The sequence below is a fragment of the Microbacterium sp. MYb45 genome, assembly GCF_002979655.1.
GTDB lineage: Bacteria > Actinomycetota > Actinomycetes > Actinomycetales > Microbacteriaceae > Microbacterium.
Genome location: NZ_PCPG01000001.1, coordinates 1,280,743 through 1,301,077, shown reverse-complemented (window position 1 = coordinate 1,301,077; position 20,335 = coordinate 1,280,743). Strand labels below are relative to the sequence as shown.

The following is a 20,335-nucleotide window of genomic DNA, read 5'->3' as shown; positions in this document are numbered from 1 at the left end:
CCGCTCATGAGCATCACCACTTCCGACTCCGGGGAGCTCGCCACGAGCTCCCCGGCCGCCCGACGAGGGCGCACGACCGAATCGAGTACTCCGGCTCCCACCGGGGCTCGCCGCCGTGGCCGTGCCGGCCGCCGCCTTCGCATCGCAGGTCTTCTCTTCGTGCTCCCGGCAGCCGTCTACATCGTCGGCTTCCAGCTGGTTCCCGTCGTCTACGGTCTCGTCCTGAGCTTCACGAACTACAGCCCGGTCGCGCGCGGCAACCCCGACGTGGTCGGCGGCTCGAACTACGTCGCCATCCTCACTGACCCGCAGTTTCTGAACTCGCTGCTGGTCACCGGCAAGTACGTGCTGTTGGTGCTGCCGGTGCTCCTCGTGCTCGCCCTCGGGCTCGCCATGCTGGTGAACCGACCGTTCAAGGGCATCGGCGTCTTCCGCTCCATGCTCTACGTCCCCCACATCGTGTCGCTCACCGCGGTGAGCATCATCTGGCTCTGGCTGTACTCGAACGACGGAGCCATCAACCAGCTGCTCGGTGCTTTCGGCCTCGACCCCCAGGCGTGGCTCCTCGATGCAGACACCGCCCTCCCCGCCGTGGCGGTGATGCGCATCTGGAAGGCGCTCGGCAGCAACATGGTGCTGCTGCTCGCGGGCCTGCAGACCATTCCGAGCGAGCTCTACGAGGCGGCGCGGATGGACGGCGCCGGACCGTGGGCGCGTTTCCGCTATGTGACCCTGCCCGGGCTCCGCCCGATCCTCCTGTATGTCGTGGCGACCGACATCATCTTCCTCGCGCAGTCCTTCGCCGAGATGTTCGTCATGACCAAGGGCGGCCCTCTCGGCAGTACCACCGTCGCGAACTACCTCATCTACAACGAGGCGTTCCAGTACAACCAGATGGGCAGCGCGTCGGCTATGGCCTTCGTGCTCTTCGCCCTCGTCGCCGCGTTCTCGCTGCTCGCGGTGCGCAGCTTCACCAGGAGGTCGTCATGAGCGCAGACATCGCATCGGCCCCCATCGCACCCGGGTCGGGGGGCGTGTCGTCGAACTCGCCCGAGCCCCTCTCGCGGAGGGTGCGGGCGCGGCGCCTCCGCCGCAGATTCCGCCCAGGCACCTTCGTCGTGCTGCTCGCGGCTTCGCTGCTCGTGCTCTTCCCGTTCCTGTGGATGATCAGCATGGCGTTCACTCCGGCAGAGAGCGCCTTCGGCGACGCCACATTGATCCCGGCCGAGCCGACGTTCGACAACTTCGTGCGGGCCATCGAAGAGGCGAATCTGCTCCCGGCGCTCGCGAACTCGCTCATCGTCGGGGGAGTGGCCGTCGTCACCAACTGCATCTTCGCCGTCGCGGCAGGGTACGGGTTCGCGATGTTGCCGTTCCGCGGAAGCACCGCGCTGTTCTACACCTTGATCGCCACCACGGCCATCCCGATCTCGGTGACGCTCATCCCGCTGTTCTTGATGGCTCGCGGGTTCCCGCTCGCCGGCGGCAACGACATCCTCGGCCACGGCGGCATCGGTCTGCTGGACTCACTCGGTGGCATCGTGCTGCCGTTCATCGTGCTGCCACTGAACATCTTCCTCGCCCGACAGTATTTCTCCTCGTCGTCGCTCGATCTCGCCGAGGCCGCCCGCATCGACGGGGCGGGGGAGCTGAGGGTGTTCTGGAAGATCTACCTCCCGCTCGCCAGGCCGCTCGTCGCGGTGATCGCGATCTTCTCCTTCACCGCGGTGTGGGATGACTTCCTCTGGCCACTCGTCACCGTCACCTCGCCGGAGCATCAGACCGTGCAGCTCGCGCTCACGCGGTTCCTCAGCTCCGGAAACATCCAGTACGGGCCGATGATGGCGGGCGCTGTGCTCGCCACCCTCCCCGTGCTGCTCGTCTTCCTGTTCAATCAGCGGCACTTCATCTCGGGGCTCTCCGAGGGAAGCGTCAAGGGCTGAGCGACCCGCCTCACTGGCATCCGACATGAAAGAGAACGCCACGTCCATGACCATCACCCCCCGCACCGCAGACGTGCTCATCATCGGCGGCGGCCTCGGCGGAGTCGCCGCAGCCCTCACCGCCACCGAACTCGGCCGCACGGTCATCCTCGTCGAGCGAGGCGAATGGCTCGGCGGGCAGCTCACGACACAGGCCGTTCCGCCCGACGAGAGTCCCTGGGTGGAGGAGGTGTCCTCCTCCAGCTACCGTCGCCTGCGAGAGACCATCCGGGGCATCTACGCCTCGCACTACCCGCTCAGCGAGCACGCCAGAGCACAAGGAGCACACCTGAATCCGGGGCTCGGCTCGGTCTCGCGAGTCACGCATGAGCCGCGGGTGGGGATGCTCGCACTCGAACTGCTCCTCTCGCCGATGGTCGCGTCGGGGAGGCTGACGGTGCTCCGCCACCGAGAGCCGATCGCCGTGCACCGCGACGGCCGACGCATCGTGGGCGTCGACGTGCGCGACCGACGCGACGGCAGCGTCCTCCCGCTCGAGGGGCGCGTCGTGGTCGATGCCACCGAGCTCGGAGACCTGCTCGAGCTCGGCGGGCTCGAGTTCGTCACCGGGGCCGAGAGCTCGTCCGAGACCGGTGAGATGCACGCGCCCGAGGTCGCCGACCCGCTCGACCAGCAGGCGGTGTCGTGGTGCTTCGCAGTGGAACACCGCCGAGGCGAAGACCACACGATCGCGAAGCCCGCCGCCTACGACTACTGGCGTCGGACGCACGATCCGCGTTGGCCAGGGTCGCAGCTGTCGTTCACCGACGTCGTGCCGTACACGCTCGCCGAGCGCTATCTGCCGCTGTTCGCCGGCGCCCCGGCGGAGGCGAGCCGACCGGACGCCGATGACCTGTGGCACTTCCGTCGTGTCATCGGCGAGCGCAACTTCCCCGGGCTGCCCGACGTATCGCTCGTGAACTGGCCTCACATCGACTATTGGAACCTTCCGCTCGTCGGCCCAGGAGTCGACGGCGCCGCGCGGGAACGCGCCCTGGCGGGTGCCCGGAGCCTGTCCGAATCGTTCCTGTACTGGATGCAGACCGAGGCGCCGCACGACGACGGTTCCGGGACCGGGTTCCCCGGACTCCGCCTGCGCGGTGACGTCGTCGGCACCGAGGACGGCTTCGCGATGGAGGCGTACATCAGGGAATCACGGCGTATTCGAGCCCTCTTCACCGTGACCGAGGGGCATATCGGACACGACATGCGAGGCGATGCCGCGGCGGTTCAGTTCGCCGACTCCGTAGGTATCGGTTCTTACCGCATCGACCTGCATCCTTCCACCTCGGGGCGCAACTACGTCGACATCGGCTGCTATCCGTTCCAGATCCCGCTCGGCGCGCTCATTCCCCGCGACGTCGACAACCTGTTGCCGGCGAACAAGAACATCGGAACGACCCACATCACCAACGGCGCGTACCGACTCCACCCCGTCGAATGGTCGATCGGTGAAGCCGTCGGTGCCCTCGCCGCCCACGCACTGCGCACCGGTCAGAGCCCGGAAGCGGTCCGGGCGCACGACACCGAGGGGTTGCAACGCGTGTTGACCAACCTCGGTGTGCCGCTCGCCTGGCCGGAGAGTATCCGCACCCGCCGGCTCGAGCACGACCACATCAGCAACGAGGTGGTCTCGGCATGAGCGACTCCTTCACCGCCGCGCAACTGGCCGCCCGGTTCCCCGCCGACTTCATCTGGGGTGCGGCGACGGCGGCCGCGCAGATCGAAGGTTCGGTAGCCGCTGATGGTCGCACGCCGAGCATCTGGGACACGTTCGCCGCGCGACCTGGAGCTGTGGCCGGAGGGGACACTCCGTCCACAGCCGACGACCACTACCGGTTGTGGGCAGGCGACGTCCGCATCATGAAAGAGATCGGTCTCGACGCGTACCGCTTCTCAGTGTCCTGGCCCCGCATCGTTCCGGAGGCCGACGGACGAATCGAATCCCGGGGACTCGACTTCTACGAGCGACTCGTCGATGGTCTCCTCGCCGCGGATATCGACCCGTTCCTCACGCTGTACCACTGGGATCTGCCTGAATGGCAGCAGCAGCGCGGTGGTTGGCCCTCCCGGGACACGGCGTATCGCTTCGCCGAGTTCGCCGGAGCGGTCGTCGAGCGGCTCGGCGACCGAGTGCGTTCGTGGACGACACTCAACGAACCCTTCATCTTCACCTTCCTCGGCCACCTCGAAGGCATCCATGCGCCGGGCGTGCGTGACGAATCTGCGGCGGTGTCTGCGATGCACCATGCGCTGCTCGGGCATGGGCTCGCGATGAGCGCGCTGCGGGCGGCGCTCCCGGCCGACGCGCAGGTGGGCATCGCCCTGAGCATGACGCCGGCGGAAGCGGCGACGGATTCGGCATCCGATCAGGCCGCGGCCGAGCGGTACTCGCTCTATCGCAACTGGCTCTACTTGCATCCGATCATGCGCGGCGAATATCACCCCGCCACCGCCGAGCTTTTCACGACCGCGCCCTCCGTCCAGAAAGGAGACCTCGAGATCATCTCCGAACCGATCGACTTCGTCGGCATCAACTACTACGCCCGAGGAGTGGTGACGCACGACGACGCGATCGCGGTGACACGAGCCCGTCTCGAAGAGCCCGTGGGGGAGTACACCGCGATGGGCTGGGAGGTGCATGCGCCCGGCCTCGAATCGATCATCACCGAGACCCATCTGCGGTACGGCCCCGCCGCGATCTACGTCACCGAGAACGGCTCGGCCTGGAACGACGAGGTGGGCGCCGATGGGAGCATCAACGATGAACGTCGGGTCGCGTACCTCGGCGGCCACCTCGAAGCCGCCGCCCGTGCGCGCGCGGCCGGAGCACCACTCGCCGGCTACTTCGCTTGGTCCCTCCTCGACAACTTCGAATGGGCAGAAGGCTACGCAAAGCGCTTTGGCCTTGTGCACGTCGACTACGACACACAACGCCGCACCATGAAGCGCAGCGGTGCCTTCTACCGACAAGTGATCACTGCCATGAAGCGCTAGGCCGTTCGCCCACGATCGACCCTGGGGCCGAGGAACCGCTGTCGTCGACGCCGTCGTCCACACGGCGAGCGGCAGGGGGGCGGCTGGCCCATGTACTGGCGGCAGCACTGTTCCTTCAGAGGTCGCGACCATCTCCTCGACCACGAGGGAAGCGAAAACTGAGATCGCCGAGGGGGGACTTGCGATCGAGGGATTAGCGCCGTCGACGGACGACTTTAGCGCGAGGACTCCTCGAGCCGGACTAGAGCAATTCGCTCTGCCTCGCCCCGTGGAACGTAGTCAAATTCTTCCGCTTCGGACCGTGGAGCCTCGTACTCCTCGCTATCGCGGTTAGAAGACCGACGCGCGTGTCCGTCTGCCAGCATCCCAGTTTCGTAACGGTCCGGGGGAGCAGCCCAGACTTGATGGATGCACGCAATACAACTTCCCAGCGAGTTCGACCCCCCGCGCCATTCGGGAACGACGACAGTGACGGCGGTGGCTGGTGGTTAGACCGCGCAATCCGATAGGTACTTTCGGCGCGATCACCACCACTCCGAGCATGCGTCAGGATACAGGTCTCCTAGCTACCACGTCGGCGACCGTCCTCCGATACACGAGCGCCCCCAAGCGGGGAAGCCAGGTGGCTTCGTCGGTCAGTAGGTCTCGGGCGATCGACCAAGGGGTTGCGAAAATGCTTGTCGGCGCCAGCATCGCCGGGTCGGATCCCAGCGCGATCGCGGCCGCCCGATGCCTGACCCCTCGCGCCATCAGATCGCGCGCCGGCGGGGTCGAGGCACCGAAGCGGAGGTAGTCCGGGAATGCTGAGACCACCGGGGAAAGCGACTCGCCGGTCTCGGTGGCGTGCTCCTGGATCAGGGCTACGGCCTGCTCGACGAGGGTCACGAAGTCATACAGGATTACCTTGGCGTGGATGCGAAGCAGCACATCGACGCTGACTCCCGCGCGTACGGCTATCTCCTCGAAGGTTTGCCCTTCGAGCCAGGCCAGCAGCAGCCGCGTCAACGACCCGCCGAAATCCGCCACTTCGGTGCTCCGGTAGGCGATCTCGGCCTCGCGTTGGAATCCCGGCTGCTCCAGGGCCCACGTCACGAATACACCGATCAGTTCGGGATCAAGGGGCGACTCCGCCGTACCCCAGGCCGGGTAGCGAGGGATCAGGACGTCGAGCACCCGGTCCACAAGTCGCGGGCGTGCCGACGTCGTGCGGGCTAGCGCGAGGCGCCCTGTCTCCCGCATCTCCACAAGCCGTCGTGCCCGCAGCTCGAAGACGCTCAGCAGCAGCACCCGCTCCTGCTCGGTCGCTTTAGCCGCGGCGAAGGTCTCAGCGGCGAACCGCTCCGCGACTCGTGCAAATTCGTCCGCTCCCAGCTCGTCGCGGATCAGCTCGATCAAGGCCGCATCAACGCCATCGACTAGCGAGAACAGGGGGGAGTTCGCCTCGAGCACCTCGTTGGTGAGCTGCCGCTGAGCGCGCGCCAGCGCCCCCTCGAGCTGGCGGATCAGGTCGATGAGTGCGCCGTCGACAGGCTCGCCGGGCTGGCCTTCGGCGACCGGGCTGACTACGTCCCAGTCGTCCGGGTTTGCGCAGATCACGAGTCCGCGGGTGGAGCTGCCCGCGCGCCCAGCACGCCCCACCAAGTTCTTGATGTCACGGGCCAGCATTGGCACGGGGGCGGCCCTGTCCGCGCTGCGCTTCACCGAGTACAACACCATCGTGCGCAACGGGAGGTTGACACCCTCCGCCAAGGTGCTGGTGCACATCACCATCCTGATGTGTCGGTCGGCGACAAGTTCCTCGAGGACCTCGCGGGTCTCCTGCGGCACGTCCCCGTGGTGCACGATCGCGCCTGCCCGTAGCGATCTCGTGCCCACCCAGTCGTTCCCGAACTCCGCGCTCAGGTACGCCACCGCCGACTCAACCATTGCGTCATCGCCGATGTGGTCCAGTGGCGAGGGAAGGTCCAGCCCTGCCTTGAGCTGCTTGAGGAGCTCGTTTGCCAGCCCCACGGCGCCACGATTGCCGCCCTTCTCCGCAGCGAAGATCGCTACAGATCCCAGCGTCAGCCCCTTCCGTGCGGCGGCCACGGCCTGCGTCTTCGTTGAGGAGTACGAGTAGGTGTTGCGGCGGCCTGTGGACGGGTTCGTGAAGTGGAAGTCCTGCGGGCGTAGGAAGTCTGGGAGCGTGTACGACGGCACCGAAGTCGACGGTTCGTGAAGCTCCAACCCGATCCTCGTCTGCCCGCCTGTGCCGATAGGGCGCAACACCGCGAACTCGGCGGTCGAGGGCCTGTAATCGCTCCTGACCACCGTCGCGTCGGACCCTCCTAGCCAGGTGTTGATCTCTTCCACGTTCGGCACGATTGCCGAGACGAACACGATCCGCGGGCTCGGAGTAGGTGCCTTCAGGCGCGCCAACAGCAGCTCCAGACCCACCCCGCGTGCACCGCTGTCGAGCAGGTGCCCCTCGTCGCAGACGACGAGCGAGATCGTCGTCTGCAGCTCAGGATGCGCACCGACCAGGCCGGTGAGGGCTTCCGGTGTCGCGATGATGACGCGTACCTCGTCGAGGTCCTCGCTCTCCTCGATGCCCGGTACCGTCCCCCCGTACACCGTGCGGGTGCGCAAGCCCATTGCGCTCAAATGGAGGCCGAGGCTTCCGCGCAGCTCTCGGGCCAGCGCCCGGTACGGGACGAGTAGGACAGCCTTGCTCTCCGGTGAACGGGTGAGATGGTCGAAGATCAGCGTTTCAGTGAGTGCGGTCTTTCCCGCGCCCGTCGGCATCTGCAGCGAGTACGACTGCCCGCTGGTCAGCAGTCCCGCATCGATCGCCTCGATCTGCGACGGGAAGAAGTCCCATACCGGCTGCCGGCGATCGAGGAACGACCCGACGAGCGGATCCCACCTGCCCGCCGTCCCATCCGGAAGCACCGCGCGCAGGTTCGTCTCGTGGAACCGCTGGAGCAGCGCCAGGTAGAGGCGGTTCGCGACCCACTCTTCTGGGCCGACCTCAAGCGCTTGCGCTGCGTCCGTCTGCGCTGCAGTGACGGCCGCGTCGACGACCATGATGTCCCCGCTGCGCACCGAGTCCACCAGCGCGCGCGTGGATGCCACGGCCGGGTTCGCCGGTCGTGTCAGCAGCTCGTGCGCCGCCCGCTGGACCTCGCTCTCCCAATACCGCGGGTCCGAGCGGCGCATTATCATTACAGCCGACGCCGGGTACCCACCCAGGTAGAACGCAACTGCAGCGAAGAACAATGCATCTGCGCGCGCACCGTTCTCCAGCTCGCGGCTCACCGAATCCAATCCGCGGCCTAGCGATGCCCAGTCCAGTGGATCACCCGCCCCGGCCCGCACCATGTCGAACAACTCTCCGACAAGGGAGAAGTACAGATCAGTCGTGCGGTCCTCGAGATAGTCGAGCTGGCTTAGCGGCGCTCCCAGCCGGAAGTCCTCGATCGCATAGTGGGTCTCCGCGTCCGCGATCCATCGCGCCAGCGTGTCTCTCACGCGACCGCCTCCGACTCGTCAGCACTCACCAGCGCCGCGTCGTAAACCAACTCGTAGTTCGCCTTGAGATCGGGCACCGAGATCACGATCAGCGCTCGCTCGCTCGTTGGCGGAGCCACCGCACCCACCAACTCAGCCGCAACCAGGCTGGCGGCGATGACCGCCACGGCGCGGAACTCACGTCGCGCCGTCGGATGGTCAATGGGGTGTATGAAGCGGTCCAGCTGCGCCACTGTGACCGTCGACAGCCCCGTGTCCAAGGCACGCTCTTTGAGCCAGTTCAGCGTCTTCACGAAGCGCCGGGAGCTGTCCTTATCCGAGTCCGTGATCGCCTCCTCGATTGGCTTCGATCTGCCGCGAGTCGACTTCGTCTTCACCTCCGAGCAAATGATGCGATCCTCATCCGACGCCGCCGGCCAGTGCGGGAGGACCATCTGCACGACATCGGACCCCGAAGCAGGCTTCGTACGATCGTGCTTCAGCCGCCACTTCTTCGGGTCCAGGACCTCGCCCGGATGCTCGCAGGCCGCCTGGAACAGAGCCGTCAGGATCTCCCCGAAGTCGCCGGCCATCGTTGAGCCCCGATCCGGGAGCTTCGTGGAGATGATCTCCTGGGCCGACACCGAGGTCTTCGCGATGCGATCCTGGAGCGTCTCGTCCGAGATGTAGCAACGACGAACCGGGACGCCGAGCTGCTCCGCAATGGTCGACGCCGACGCCACGTCGATCTCAACAACCGTGAAAGGCGAGCTCTGAATCGTGGAAAAGATGCTCCCGAACGCTTCGAGGTCTACCTCCAGTTCCTTCATTTCACTCACCAATCTCCGCGCCAGCGCTGCTGGCCCGGCCATTCTCGGTCTAGCCAAAGGCCACCGATTCGGAGATCGCCCCGATCGAGTATCCGGGGTACAGGGTTTCCGGCCTCGGATCGATGTGCCATATGTCCCAAGGGTATCGAGCGGTCGCTTGCGCACCGCATTCACGGGGTGAGAGACGCCGTGTCGTCGTTCCTTTTGCCGTGTGCGTTGAGAGCCTCACGCTCAGTCAAAAGTGACCGCCACTCAGACGCAGTACGACGACGGATCTGGCCCAGCTCCGCACCTCCGGGTCTGATTGCGTTTACGCAAACGGAGGACGCGGTAACTCGCCATGTCTACGACGCAGACACGACCTCGAGCACTGAGCCATGCCAGGTGACATCACCAACTCGTCGACTGCCCAACGCGTCGTTAACTCTCCAGTCGTCTGACCCGACTACCCTTTAAAGCGACGACATCGGCGCTGATGGAGGGTGACGGGATGACTGCATGCGGCGAGGAGCCTGCACATGGCTGATCCCTCCTACGATTGGGCGGCTCTATATCAGAAGCATCGCGACGCGATGTACGGGGTCGCCTACGAAGTGCTGCGCGGGAGCGGACGGGTGGATTTGGCTGCCGACGCAGTCCAAGAGGCCATGGTCTCGCTTATGAAAGCGCCTCCCGCACAGCCGCCTCGCAGCTGGGAGGCATTGCTGGTGGCTACATCGAAGCGGAGGGCGCTCGACATCGTTCGATCCGCCGCGGTCGTCCGAGGCGTGGAGTATTCAGAAGAGTATGTGTCAGGAGGTGCGGCGCCAGACGAGGACGACGCCATGGACCGGTTCGAAAAGATGGCGCGGGCACGGCCTGCGATCGCGCGCCTTGATACTCAGGAGCACTACGTCCTGACACAGTACATCGTGCTGGACCGCCCGCGTGGTGATGTCGCAGCAGAGCTCGGTGTCACGCCGGCTCGGATCAGCCAGATTAGTACGAAAGTCCTGTCGAAGATCAACGCCGCTGTGGAAGGAGGATGACGATGCAACCGGACGACCGTGATGAAGAAATCGCAGCCATCCTCGATGCTCGCGCTGGTCAGTCGGCGCTTGCCGCAGGAACAGATGGGTCTTCTGATCGACCCGAGGTTCAGGAGCTGCTCGCGGCCGCCGATGTTGCCTGGGCAAGCCAGCAGAGTGCTCCACCGCTTTCCGAAGACCCGGTTGCGGCGATGCTCGGGCTAGTGCCTGACTCGGAGTTCGAGCTGGATGGGAAGGCGCTGTCGAGCGCTCGCAAGCGCGCGGGTCTGACGGTGAGCGCGTTGGCGCAACGACTCACCGCGCGCGGCTGGGAAGTGGCGAACAGGGACGTCTTCGCGTGGGAAAGTGGCAAGAACCCGATTCACGTCCCGGCGCTGATCAACGCGATCGCGGAGGAGACCGGCGTCGACGCGGATCGGCTCCGCCACACGTCTGGGGCAGATCCCGAGCGTACTCGGCTCGCCGCCATTGTGAGTTCGGAGGCGTTCAGAGGGCTCGCACAGCGGTGGGCGCGGATCCAGGGAACGACGGTTGCCTTGGCCGCCTCTGCGCTCGAGTCGCGGATGTTGGTGGCGGTGCATCGGGGCGGCTCTCCCGAGGCTGACGTCCTGCTCGAGTCCCTCGAAGCGTTGGTCGATTCTGTCGAAGGCCCCGAGGGTTCATGAGGCTCGGGCCGTGGGTCGAGCGCGCCGTGAAGATCCTCGATCACGTGGTGCAGGAACACTTTGTGCTCGACCCGCTCGACGCGCTCACCACGGGTATGCAGCTGACGGTCCGTGCAGTGGACTCCCTGTCGAGCAGTCGAGGCGACGGCGGCTTCTGCGACGGGATGTCGTTCCTCGAAGACGGGGTGATTCTGTACGCTCCGACGCCAAACAGCCGCCGGCAGAACTTCACACTCGCGCATGAACTTGGCCACTGGATCGTGGAGCAAGACGAGGGGCTGTTCGACTGGATCGCCGATCAGTCGGATCCGCCGGCGCTGCTCGAGACGGTGTGCGACCATATCGCGCAGCGGCTCCTGTTGCCTGAGGCCCTCATCGCCGAAGTCATCGGCGATGACCTTGTGCGGGCGCACCATATTCAGGACCTCTTCGACAACAGCCAGGCCAGCTATCAAGCTTGCGCAATCGCGATCTCACGACGCATCCGTGAACTAGGCGCCGTCGTGCTCATCGACCGCGTCGACGGCCAAGTCGCGCACGCGAGCATCCAGCCGGAGCCTGACGATGGGTGGCCCGTTGTCTATCCGTGGCGCGGCCAGACTCTTCCGGATGCCCACGCCCTCCGACAGATCACTCCGGGGAGGGTGTTCACGCGCAGGATCACCTGGCGCGACTCGTGGGGGAGGACCGCCGACTTCTACGCCGATGCCATTGCCGACGACAGGCGAATCATCGCGGTGTTGGCAGGGCATGACATTTGGAAGATCGACCCTGGCTATATGATCCCGCCGCGCGACTTCGACACGCGCCCCCTCCTGACCGTCTACTGCTGCGGACAGAGCCGCACGTTCCGTGGCTACCCGTGCGTCACCTGCGGCAAGGGATTCTGCCCCGTCTGCAAGAACTGTCAGTGCGACCGCATAGCCAAGAGCGAAGAGGCCTGCACCTGCTGCTACATGCTCTTTCAGCGCCACCTGCTCGTCGACGGGCTCTGCGAAAGCTGCCGCTAACTCGATCGCTCTTTGCTCCGACTACATAGTGAGGGGTTGATGGTCAGCCCCGGAGATGGAGCTTGAAGTGGCAAAGAACACGGGACGCGGCCACCGAGTCGGAGCGGTTAAGGGGCGCAGCGAATTCCAGGTCGGCAAGACCTGGTTCAAGCGCGACACCTCGACGGGCCGCATCATGAACGGCAGCCCCAACCAGCACAAGGGCGTCCGCGACGAGAGGTGACCGATGCGGAGCCGGCCCCGCGCTGGCTCCGCTCGTCACCACCGCTTCATCTCACCCTCACCAAGAGAGCAAGGAATCATGGCAGATCGACGAGTAACCCATTCCCGCAAGAACCGTGACGGTGACATCACCGCCATCGGCACGCCCGGCCAGTACTGGTCGCCGCGTGCGAAGGCCGACGCCATCAGGGACATCGAGCTTCGCAGCCACACGTATTACGTCCAGTGGCCGGAGAAGCGCACGGAGATCCGTGTCGTCAACGGCGCCACAGGCAAGTATCTTCGCACCGATCGCGACAACACCACCCGTAACAACCTGGATGACCTCCCCAGCCTCTGAACAACGTCCGATATGAGAGCGGACGCCATCCAGCGCCCGCTTTCATATCGACGTTGCCGATTCCCGCCCGATACAGTGCTGACACGGAGGCGCCCGATGACAACCGAGAATTTTCGCCGACTGACGAGCGCCGTTATCGCGGCGTCCGTTGCGAAAGACTGGGCCGCCGCAGTTCTGGAGTGGGACGTCACCGAACTCGAAGAAGACCCCACTGGGAGCGGGGAATGCGCCTGCGGTCAACAAGAATTGGTGCTGCTGTTCACGATCACGAACAAGCGCAACGGTGCCAAGCTGTACCCGATCGGTAGCACCTGCGTGCAAAAGTTCGGCCGCACTGATCTCAACCGACAGGTCACCCTCTACAGTGATCTATTCCGCCTACGCGCCGCCATCCTCAACAACACGCAGATCACACTCACCAGCAACCATTTCTCACGGGCGATGATCGAGTACCTCAACGACGAAGGCGCCTTCACACCTGACCGGTGGGACTCCGACGGTGGGTATGCGTTCATGCTCGACATGTTCAACAAGCACAAGAAGGACGAGTTCACCAGGCCGCAACTATCCAAGATCACTGTGCTCCTTAACCGGAAGGTGATCCCGTTCGTCCTCGCAGATAAGAGCCTGGGCTAGGTAGGCTCAACGTGCCTTGCAAGTGTCCGCGGGTGCTCCGCTCCGGCACGATTCGTCGCCGGCGTTCCGTGTGAGAGCGAGATGACGCCGAACCCCTCAGCAGTCCCGAAGCTCGCATCTTCGGTTCGCGACGCTCCCGGGGTCCGAGGCACCGAGCAGCGGCTCGGCGTCGAGCAAGCTCGGTCGGTCCGTCACGACTTTTCGTCGCCAGGCTCGTGAGGCGTCTCGATGTCATCCGCATCTGCTTCGTCAGGTTTCGGCAGGTAGAGCACGAGCACTTGCCCGCCTCCGAAGTTGGCCATGAGCGTCTCGGTGGTTTCTTCGTCGACTTCCGCGGAGGACGCGAGCGCTCGGTTGACGAGGTCCGTGACTTCTTGCTCCGTCAAAGCCTCCATTGCCTTCTTCAGCGCCGGGTAACCATCGTCGTCGAGACGAGCGTTTGAGAGCACGCGATATTCCTTGACGAGTATTGCCGCTGCGGCGAGCATCCGAGCGAGCCGTAGCTCTGCTTCGGCTCTTCCCATTGGTTGCCGCGAGTCCTCGACCGCTTTCTCGATGGCGGACGATGGGTCTTCGGGAGCATGTTCGACGGCAGTGGTATGCGCGAACGGCGCCCTATCGACTTGCACGTCTTTCGGCAGGAATCGCGAGAGTGGACGGTTGTTCGGCCACCACTTCGCCAGCGTTGGGAGGGTCTTCTCTTGGAACCAGGTAGTGAGGGGCTTTCGGAACACCACTACCCCGACGACTCCGGCGGTCAGGATCGCTGCGGCAGCGATCCTGAGCCTGGGTACGTCGCTGGAGAGGTCGGGCAGCGTATCCCCGATCTCCCGAGCGACGTCCTCGCCTTGCTTGACGATCCTGAGGTCAAATGCCATGGCTGAGAGTGTTCCGTCGTCGCGGCGGAAACCACCGGTGCTCAGGATGTCCTCGAGGAGATCGCGCCCGGACGCGTCAAAGCGCGGTAGCTTGCCGACCACATCCAAGAACTCTTCGCTACTCATCCGGTGCTTTTCTTCCCGCGTGACTCTATTCTGGAGGATGGTGAACTGCCCTCGCGGCTCGGCTTGATCTTCGCCAGTTTCCCGTGCAACGTCCGCTGCCTCCCCTTCTCTCGCCGCTCTCGTCGCGTTGCTTCGTCGCGATGCGCTCGGGCTTCCGCTTTGAAGGCGATCATCATCTGACGCTTGGCGGCACGGACCGCTTCTGCTCCTCTGTCAGCTTCGGCACGTCGGCTGCCCCAGTCGCAGTGTCGGGGGAATGCTCCAGAATGTCAGCATGTCTCACCTCTACACAAAGAATGGCCGTCCACTGCAACGCGCCGGTGGCCAGCTCTGGTCGGGATCCGGCACGTATCTCGGCGTGATCCAGGGGAGGCACGTGTTCGACACGACCGGCCAATACGCTGGCACGATCGATGGAGATCGCGTCGTCTACCGGGCGGTCGACTCGGCACGCATCGCAAGCCCGTCCATCGCAGCGCCTCGCGTCGGCCTGGCCGTGGTGCCCGCCGTGCCGGCGGCGGTCCTGGGGGACGAGCCCAACTTCCCGAGCTAAGACAGCGACACGCCATACCTTACTTGAAGTAGTGATTCTTTCACTCAGTCCGTTACTCTGGAAACTCCACCGGCCGCGAGAGGAACCGCACATGGCGATCCACACCCCGAAGACCCGCGAGGATCTCGCTCGTCTTCTGTCCCCGATGCGCCTCACCGCGGAGGTGTTCGAGCACGCCGTCGTTGCTGGCGCCGCCGAGAGTCGCACTTACTCCAAGGGCGCACCGAAGTCTGCGCCTAACATGACGCGCTGGTTCCGCACCGTCGAGTACCTGCACGACGAGTTGATGCTCCTGAAGCTCGACTGGAAGCGCTCCGACCCGCAGAACCTGCCGTACTTCTCGCAGGCCTACCTCAACCTCGGGCTCATCACGAGCAGCGGTGATGAGTTCACCGGCGTGGCTTGGGGTACCCCGAGCACGAAGAACCCTAAGGGTTCGGCGTTCGCGAAGCGTGTCGACGAGAACGGCCTCAGCGCCCTGATCCCGCATCAGACCACAGACGGCGGTGAGATCGACGTCAAGTACCTCTGGATCCTGCTCTACACCGAGCGCGATGGCCAGGTGTACCTAGAGCTGTCGCGCCCGAAGTCGATGGCTGGGAAGCAGATCGACAGCTGGCTCGATCGCATCATCTTCCCGCCGTTCGACCTCGCCTTGGGCGCCTTCACGTTCGATGAGAACGCGGGCGACGACGAGGGCTTCGGCTTCACGATCGCCCGTCGCTGACGGGGCGTAGGTCCCCACCATGAGCACTACCTTCATTCCGGCGCGCCTTGAGATGGCGCGCGCCATCCGTCAGATGACGGGAGTCGAGCTGGCCGCGGCCGCGGGCATTGGTGCGCCTTGGATCTCGCAGATTGAGAACGTCAAGAAGACGCCCGGTCCGGAGCTCGTCCGGGAGTTCGCACGCGTCCTGAACTTCCCCGTCGAGTTCTTCTATCGACCAGTCAAGAGTCAGCCACCATTGGATGCCTTCCACTTCCGGGCGTCATCGAAGCTCGCGAAGAAGGACGAGGCGACGGCACGTAGCTTGTCGACGCTCGCGATCGAGCTGTCGGACTGGATCGAGGCAACATACCGTGCGCCATCGCCGGATGTACCCGAGCAGCAAGATCTGATCGGCTCCGACGACGAGCTGGCACCCGAACAGGCGGCCGAGGCACTTCGTGGCGCCTGGGGACTGGGTGTCGTACCGATCCAGAATCTCCTGCAGCTTCTCGAATCCAAGGGAGCAAAGGTCTACTCGGCGGGCGGTCCACTCCAGGCGATCGATGCGTTCTCGTTCCGCCACGGGCCAACGCCGGTCATTTTCTTGAATGTGCACAAATCGGCCGAACGGCTGCGCTTCGATCTTGCGCATGAGCTCGGCCACCTTGTCATGCACGGTGGCTCCTTGCACGTCGACCCGGGCAGGGAGAAAGAACAGGCGGCAAATGACTTCGCCAGCTCGTTTCTGATCCCCCGCTCCGATGTGATCGGGGCGATCCGCGGTAACAACCTCATGCTCGAAGACATCCTGATGTTGAAGCGCCGCTGGCGCGTCAGCGCCATGGCGCTGAACCTGCGTGCACACAGACTCGGCATCATCTCCGACTGGACCTACAGCACACTCGCTAAGCAACTCTCGATGGCCGGCTTCCGCCGAGGTGAACCTGGCTCAGATCTCCGTGTGGAGTCGTCGAGCCTCCTCACCCAGGTGATGAGCGACATGCGCAGTCGCGGTCACGGTTTCGCCGAGCTGGCGCGTATCCTCGACGTACGCGCACAGGACGTTCAGGACCTCATGCTTGGGATCGTGACCTTCGCGATTCAGGGTGACGGTCTGGGGCAGTCTCGCAGCGCCGCAGAGCTTCGAGAGGTCTCGTCTGCCCCGGTCGCAGATCTGAGTGCGCGTAGAGGCCGTCGCTAGTTTCGGTTCGTTCCGTGGCGCCGTGAGTCGAGGGCGTCCCTTAGATGGGGCTCGGCTGCGTCGATGTCCCGTGCTAGTCGGAGCAGAAGACGCGGAGTCGTACTCCGCACTGCTGTGCAGAGCTCCAGGCTGAGGTAAGTAACGCGTGTGCTTGGAGAGCGGACGGAGAAGGCGACTGCTTCGCCAGTTCTTCCTGCAAGGCCCCTTTAGAGAGGCAGGCACCGAGCACGAGCCAAACCTCTCTCATGGCCGCGTGAGACTGTATGACGGCGTCGATAGCCTTCCAGTACTCCGGCCCCGAAGGCTGCGCGTCGCCCCGGCGCAAACGCGCGGCCGGTCCGAACTCTCCGGTCGTCCACGCGTTGGTCCAGTAGTCCGTTTTCGGGTGATCGGTGTTGCCGAGGGTGAGGTAGCGCAGGTTTTTGTTTGCTTGTGAGACCACGTCATGGAGTGCGGCGGCGGAGACCTTTGTCGCCTTAGACTCCTTCTTGCTTTTTGCATGGACGAAGATCACGCGGCGTCGGGTAAATCCGATGAAGTCGGCGATCTCGGCTCCGAGATCAGTGCAGAGCACTGTTGCGTCGTCCTCGAGTTCCTCGGGGAGAAGGGCATTATCGACTAACCCGAAAACCGAGTCATCCTTCCACTTTCCTCCGGCATCCAGGTTCCCTTTTTCGCCTGCGACGGCGGCAAGGGCTGCGATGGGTTCCAGGATTGAAAGCAGGCCGTTCTCCGAAGCCGAGTCGGTGCGTTGCAACGCCCAGAAGTTCCGATTGGCATAGACAAGCCCATCTGCGGTGGCGACTCGGATCGCTTGCTCCCGGTTCACGAACTGCCAGAAGGTGAGGCGTGAATCAATCATTGAACGGTAGGGGATCTCCTTCGACGGGGCCACTACGAACCGAAGCGTTTCTTCGTTCCAATGGATCGACGCGTCGATTGTTTCGCCGTTGATCTCGACCTGAAAGACGCCGTCGTCGACGATCCCTCCGGTTAGCTCTATCGTCAAAGCGGGTAGCCCGTCGTCAAGCGGTTCGAATCGACTGTCGTCGATATCGAGAAGTACATGGGCGGCAAGCGGGCGGTCGGGTGATTTCATCGGCGTGCTGTAACGAGCAATAGCAGTAGTTGGCGCTGCGCCGGATCTCAGTGAAACGGCGAGATCGTCGTACCAGCGTCGCAGCTCATCGTAGGTCCCTCGCATCTTTCTCGAATCGCTGACACGTGCGTGTTTGGCGCCCGCGTAGCGCACGACGTCCTCGTCGTTGTTCGAGAAGCTTCCCTGCGCGGTAGCGAAGCCAAATGTCGAATCACCTACCTCAGATGCGATCGACTGGATATCCCGGGCACGGAGCGAGCGTGAGCGCACGCTCCACTCGCTCAGATCGTTGTTTGCCAGGGAGATCGCTGAGATGCGGGTGCCGGCTGGTAGAAGGCTGTGTAGTTGAGTCGCACTGATCGGCGAAGTATCGCTTCTGACCGTTTCAGGAAGGGATCCCGTGTCAGAGACGAACAGAAGCTCTTCGTTTTGATGCACCACGGTGTATCCGAGTGCCATTTCAACGAAGGCGGCCTCGCGGAGGACAGGAGAATTCCAGACGCCTAAGTGCAGCAGTACACGGGTGGAACTGTCAGGCGACCCGATGCTGAGGACCTGGCGATTGTCGCTGATGATGTCTTGGGCAACACGCTTGACGAACACATCAAGGTCCATCTGGGATGGCGTCTGACGAATCACGGTGTTGAGACGGAATTTGATTTGCTTCCAGCTGTCAGAGGACCCCGTGTCCATCGACTCTCGGAAGAGTCGATCCCAGTAGAACGATTCTGGCTGTGCGGAGAGCAGCGCTTCGACACCCGCTGGGTCGGTGGCAATCGACTTTGGCGTGTCTCCTTCGTCGAACCGTCGATAACGTTGCCAGGCTCTTTCCATTTCTGGATCGTGGGAGACGACTAGGGGAGCCTTCGTCTCCTGACGATCCGGGTTGCGAATGGTCCGTCCCAGCTGCTGGACCCGCGCTCGATCGCTCCCAAAATCTTCGTAGATTGCGAGCATGCTGACACGTGGGTCATCGAATCCCTCGATGAGCTTGTTTTGGTGGACCCAATAGCGAACGTCAGGGCGATCACTGGGAGAAGGTACAGAACGGCGCAAGATTCCAGATGGGCCGCCGGACTTGAACGTCTCGTGTACGCCTATCACCGTTTCCCCCCGTTTGTGAAGGGCGCGTGCAATCGCCTCCACGTCGGCACTGTTGCCGCAACGGATGATCACACGCTCGTGCGCGGACAGCGCCTGGGCTTGGTTGAGTACGGCCTCAACGAACGCTGACACTGATCTCACAGTATCCAGGACGAGAAAGACTGGCTCCCGAAGAACGCGATCCCGGATCGCGTCCCGGTGGCTGTATCGGTAGTGAGCGTCGGGATCAAGGATGAACAGGCGATTGTCGTTCCGGAATGGAGTTGCAGTGAGCAGACAGATTGGGGCGTTGGTCGCGCGAACCGCGGCGGACCAGCCCGGAGCCGGTTCGTAGTGGCATTCGTCGACCACGATCGCGGTGAACCCTGCGAAGAGTGCGTTCATTTGCGCGGGATCACTGTCGACCTCCTTGTAGATCTGGAGAGCCATTGCCATCGTGGTCACGAAGGTTGTCGCAGCGTGGGGTTCTCTAACGTGCTTTACGAAGGATCGCGCGCTGCGCACCTGAACGACTGGTGCGAGTCCGTCAGGCCTAGAAACTCCTAGGTGATCCCACACTCGTGAGTCGATGTCCTCGCGGAGCTGCCTACTGAGTCCGGACCAGGGAGCGAGGACGAGCGCGTCTCTGCCCGATGCTCCGAATTCGACGCCAGCAAGGAGCGAAGCAATCACAGCCGATTTCCCAGTCCCTGTCGGCATCGATACGAGAGCGGCTCCCCGAGTTTCGGTTTGAGAAAGGTATTCACGCAGAACAGTCAGCGCACTTCGTTGATGGTCCCAAAGTACGTCTTCCACAGGTGCCTTCCGGTGTGTTAGTCGGGGTTCATAGAACCCTGAGTAGATCTCGCGTGCCTGTAGGCTACTGCGTCACGCTCGCGGCCAGGCGCGGACCTATCGGACTTGGCCACGGAGAACCCTTCTTCCGAGAGCGCTGTCTAGGTCGGTGACCCCGCACAGGCGGCCCGAGCATGCTGACGGACGGTGATCGTCGGCTTTGTGCGCACCCCCCCCCGACGGCGTACGCGGTAGTTGCCTGCCACGCGGCGCAGCAACCGTTACCGCCGCGAATGCGATGATAATAAACCGCTGGGCTATCGCATCGGCTTCGTCGGAGGGGACTCAGAAGCCGCTACAACAGACGGTGCCCGCGGGCGCGACGTTGCGATTCGGGTCTGCTCTCCGCCCACGCCATATCACGACGAACAGGGCGCACCGAGATCTTCGAGATTTCCACAACCGCGCCGACATTCCGAAGCTGTCTCTGGCCGGTACGAACATCGTGCGAGGACGCGGAGCGGGTACTAAGAGCCGGGACCTGCCGGGGACCTGATGCATGCAATCCATGCAAGTCATGACGCGAAACGACACAATCTGAGGCGCAGCGGACCGCGGAAAACCAAGGATCTGGGCTGAATCGTCTACGTGGGGGTCAAGGGGTCGCAGGTTCAAATCCTGTCAGCCCGACC

At 63.9% G+C, this 20,335-nt stretch carries 17 protein-coding genes; 13 read left to right on the top strand and 4 right to left on the bottom strand.

All coding sequences use genetic code 11. From position 1 onward, the window contains the following. The first annotated feature begins 6 nt into the window (after positions 1 to 6). Genes CQ034_RS06170 through CQ034_RS06155 form a run of 4 tightly spaced genes read left to right on the top strand, consistent with a single transcriptional unit; the run spans position 7 to position 4,979 of the window. Positions 7 to 990 carry a carbohydrate ABC transporter permease gene (locus tag CQ034_RS06170; RefSeq protein ID WP_105710281.1) on the top strand — a complete coding sequence of 328 codons (984 nt, stop codon included), beginning with the start codon at positions 7 to 9 and terminating at the stop codon, positions 988 to 990. Further along, on the top strand, positions 987 to 1,943 hold the full coding sequence (locus CQ034_RS06165; RefSeq protein ID WP_105710280.1) for a carbohydrate ABC transporter permease: 957 nt from the start codon (positions 987 to 989) through the stop codon (positions 1,941 to 1,943). Before CQ034_RS06170 ends, CQ034_RS06165 begins: the two co-directional genes overlap by 4 nt. A gap of 46 nt (positions 1,944 to 1,989) precedes the next feature. Further along, on the top strand, positions 1,990 to 3,624 hold the full coding sequence (locus tag CQ034_RS06160) for an FAD-dependent oxidoreductase (protein ID WP_258134094.1): 1,635 nt from the start codon (positions 1,990 to 1,992) through the stop codon (positions 3,622 to 3,624). Further along, a complete protein-coding gene (locus CQ034_RS06155; protein ID WP_105710279.1) occupies positions 3,621 to 4,979 on the top strand; it encodes a GH1 family beta-glucosidase in 1,359 nt (452 codons plus the stop codon). The genes CQ034_RS06160 and CQ034_RS06155 overlap by 4 nt, the downstream gene beginning before the upstream one ends. A 546-nt stretch (positions 4,980 to 5,525) precedes the next feature. On the opposite strand, the gene CQ034_RS06150 is transcribed toward CQ034_RS06155, so the two are convergent. After that, positions 5,526 to 8,489 (bottom strand): DEAD/DEAH box helicase, encoded by a 2,964-nt coding sequence (locus CQ034_RS06150; protein WP_105710278.1) that lies wholly within the window; start codon positions 8,487 to 8,489, stop codon positions 5,526 to 5,528. Continuing rightward, entirely contained in the window at positions 8,486 to 9,298 is an 813-nt protein-coding gene (locus CQ034_RS06145) for a Hachiman antiphage defense system protein HamA (RefSeq protein ID WP_181156226.1), read from the bottom strand. The genes CQ034_RS06150 and CQ034_RS06145 overlap by 4 nt, the downstream gene beginning before the upstream one ends. 518 nt (positions 9,299 to 9,816) lie before the next feature. Here CQ034_RS06145 and CQ034_RS06140 point away from each other — a divergent pair. The 6 genes from CQ034_RS06140 to CQ034_RS06120 all read left to right on the top strand — a co-directional run bounded on the left by CQ034_RS06140 (position 9,817) and on the right by CQ034_RS06120 (position 13,199). Beyond that, positions 9,817 to 10,326 carry a sigma-70 family RNA polymerase sigma factor gene (locus CQ034_RS06140; protein WP_105710276.1) on the top strand — a complete coding sequence of 170 codons (510 nt, stop codon included), beginning with the start codon at positions 9,817 to 9,819 and terminating at the stop codon, positions 10,324 to 10,326. A 2-nt stretch (positions 10,327 to 10,328) separates the two neighbouring features. After that, positions 10,329 to 10,991, top strand: coding sequence for a hypothetical protein (locus CQ034_RS06135; RefSeq protein ID WP_105710275.1), 663 nt, complete (start codon positions 10,329 to 10,331; stop codon positions 10,989 to 10,991). 26 nt (positions 10,992 to 11,017) lie between these two features. After that, complete coding sequence (locus CQ034_RS06130) at positions 11,018 to 12,001, top strand: ImmA/IrrE family metallo-endopeptidase (RefSeq protein WP_181156225.1); 984 nt, start codon at positions 11,018 to 11,020, stop codon at positions 11,999 to 12,001. 67 nt (positions 12,002 to 12,068) lie between these two features. Further along, positions 12,069 to 12,224, top strand: a complete 156-nt coding sequence (locus CQ034_RS19530) for a hypothetical protein (RefSeq protein WP_181156224.1) — start codon at positions 12,069 to 12,071, stop codon at positions 12,222 to 12,224. Between the two features lie 78 nt (positions 12,225 to 12,302). Continuing rightward, positions 12,303 to 12,563, top strand: coding sequence for a DUF3892 domain-containing protein (locus CQ034_RS06125; protein WP_105710273.1), 261 nt, complete (start codon positions 12,303 to 12,305; stop codon positions 12,561 to 12,563). A 96-nt stretch (positions 12,564 to 12,659) separates the two neighbouring features. Then, positions 12,660 to 13,199 (top strand): transcriptional regulator, encoded by a 540-nt coding sequence (locus tag CQ034_RS06120; RefSeq protein WP_146114809.1) that lies wholly within the window; start codon positions 12,660 to 12,662, stop codon positions 13,197 to 13,199. 191 nt (positions 13,200 to 13,390) lie between these two features. On the opposite strand, the gene CQ034_RS06115 is transcribed toward CQ034_RS06120, so the two are convergent. Next, on the bottom strand, positions 13,391 to 14,203 hold the full coding sequence (locus tag CQ034_RS06115) for a hypothetical protein (RefSeq protein WP_105710271.1): 813 nt from the start codon (positions 14,201 to 14,203) through the stop codon (positions 13,391 to 13,393). A gap of 274 nt (positions 14,204 to 14,477) precedes the next feature. Here CQ034_RS06115 and CQ034_RS06110 point away from each other — a divergent pair, with 274 nt between their 5' ends. The 3 genes from CQ034_RS06110 (at position 14,478) to CQ034_RS06100 (ending at position 16,666) form a co-directional block, all read left to right on the top strand. Beyond that, entirely contained in the window at positions 14,478 to 14,756 is a 279-nt protein-coding gene (locus tag CQ034_RS06110; protein ID WP_105710270.1) for a hypothetical protein, read from the top strand. Positions 14,757 to 14,847: 91 nt separating this feature from the next. Then, a complete protein-coding gene (locus tag CQ034_RS06105) occupies positions 14,848 to 15,483 on the top strand; it encodes a hypothetical protein (RefSeq protein ID WP_105710269.1) in 636 nt (211 codons plus the stop codon). 19 nt (positions 15,484 to 15,502) lie between these two features. Continuing rightward, positions 15,503 to 16,666, top strand: a complete 1,164-nt coding sequence (locus CQ034_RS06100; RefSeq protein WP_105710268.1) for an XRE family transcriptional regulator — start codon at positions 15,503 to 15,505, stop codon at positions 16,664 to 16,666. 73 nt (positions 16,667 to 16,739) lie between these two features. On the opposite strand, the gene CQ034_RS06095 is transcribed toward CQ034_RS06100, so the two are convergent. Next, the gene (locus CQ034_RS06095) at positions 16,740 to 19,664 is read right to left on the bottom strand and encodes a DEAD/DEAH box helicase (protein ID WP_181156223.1); all 2,925 of its coding nucleotides are present in this window, start codon (positions 19,662 to 19,664) and stop codon (positions 16,740 to 16,742) included. Positions 19,665 to 20,335: the final 671 nt, after the last annotated feature.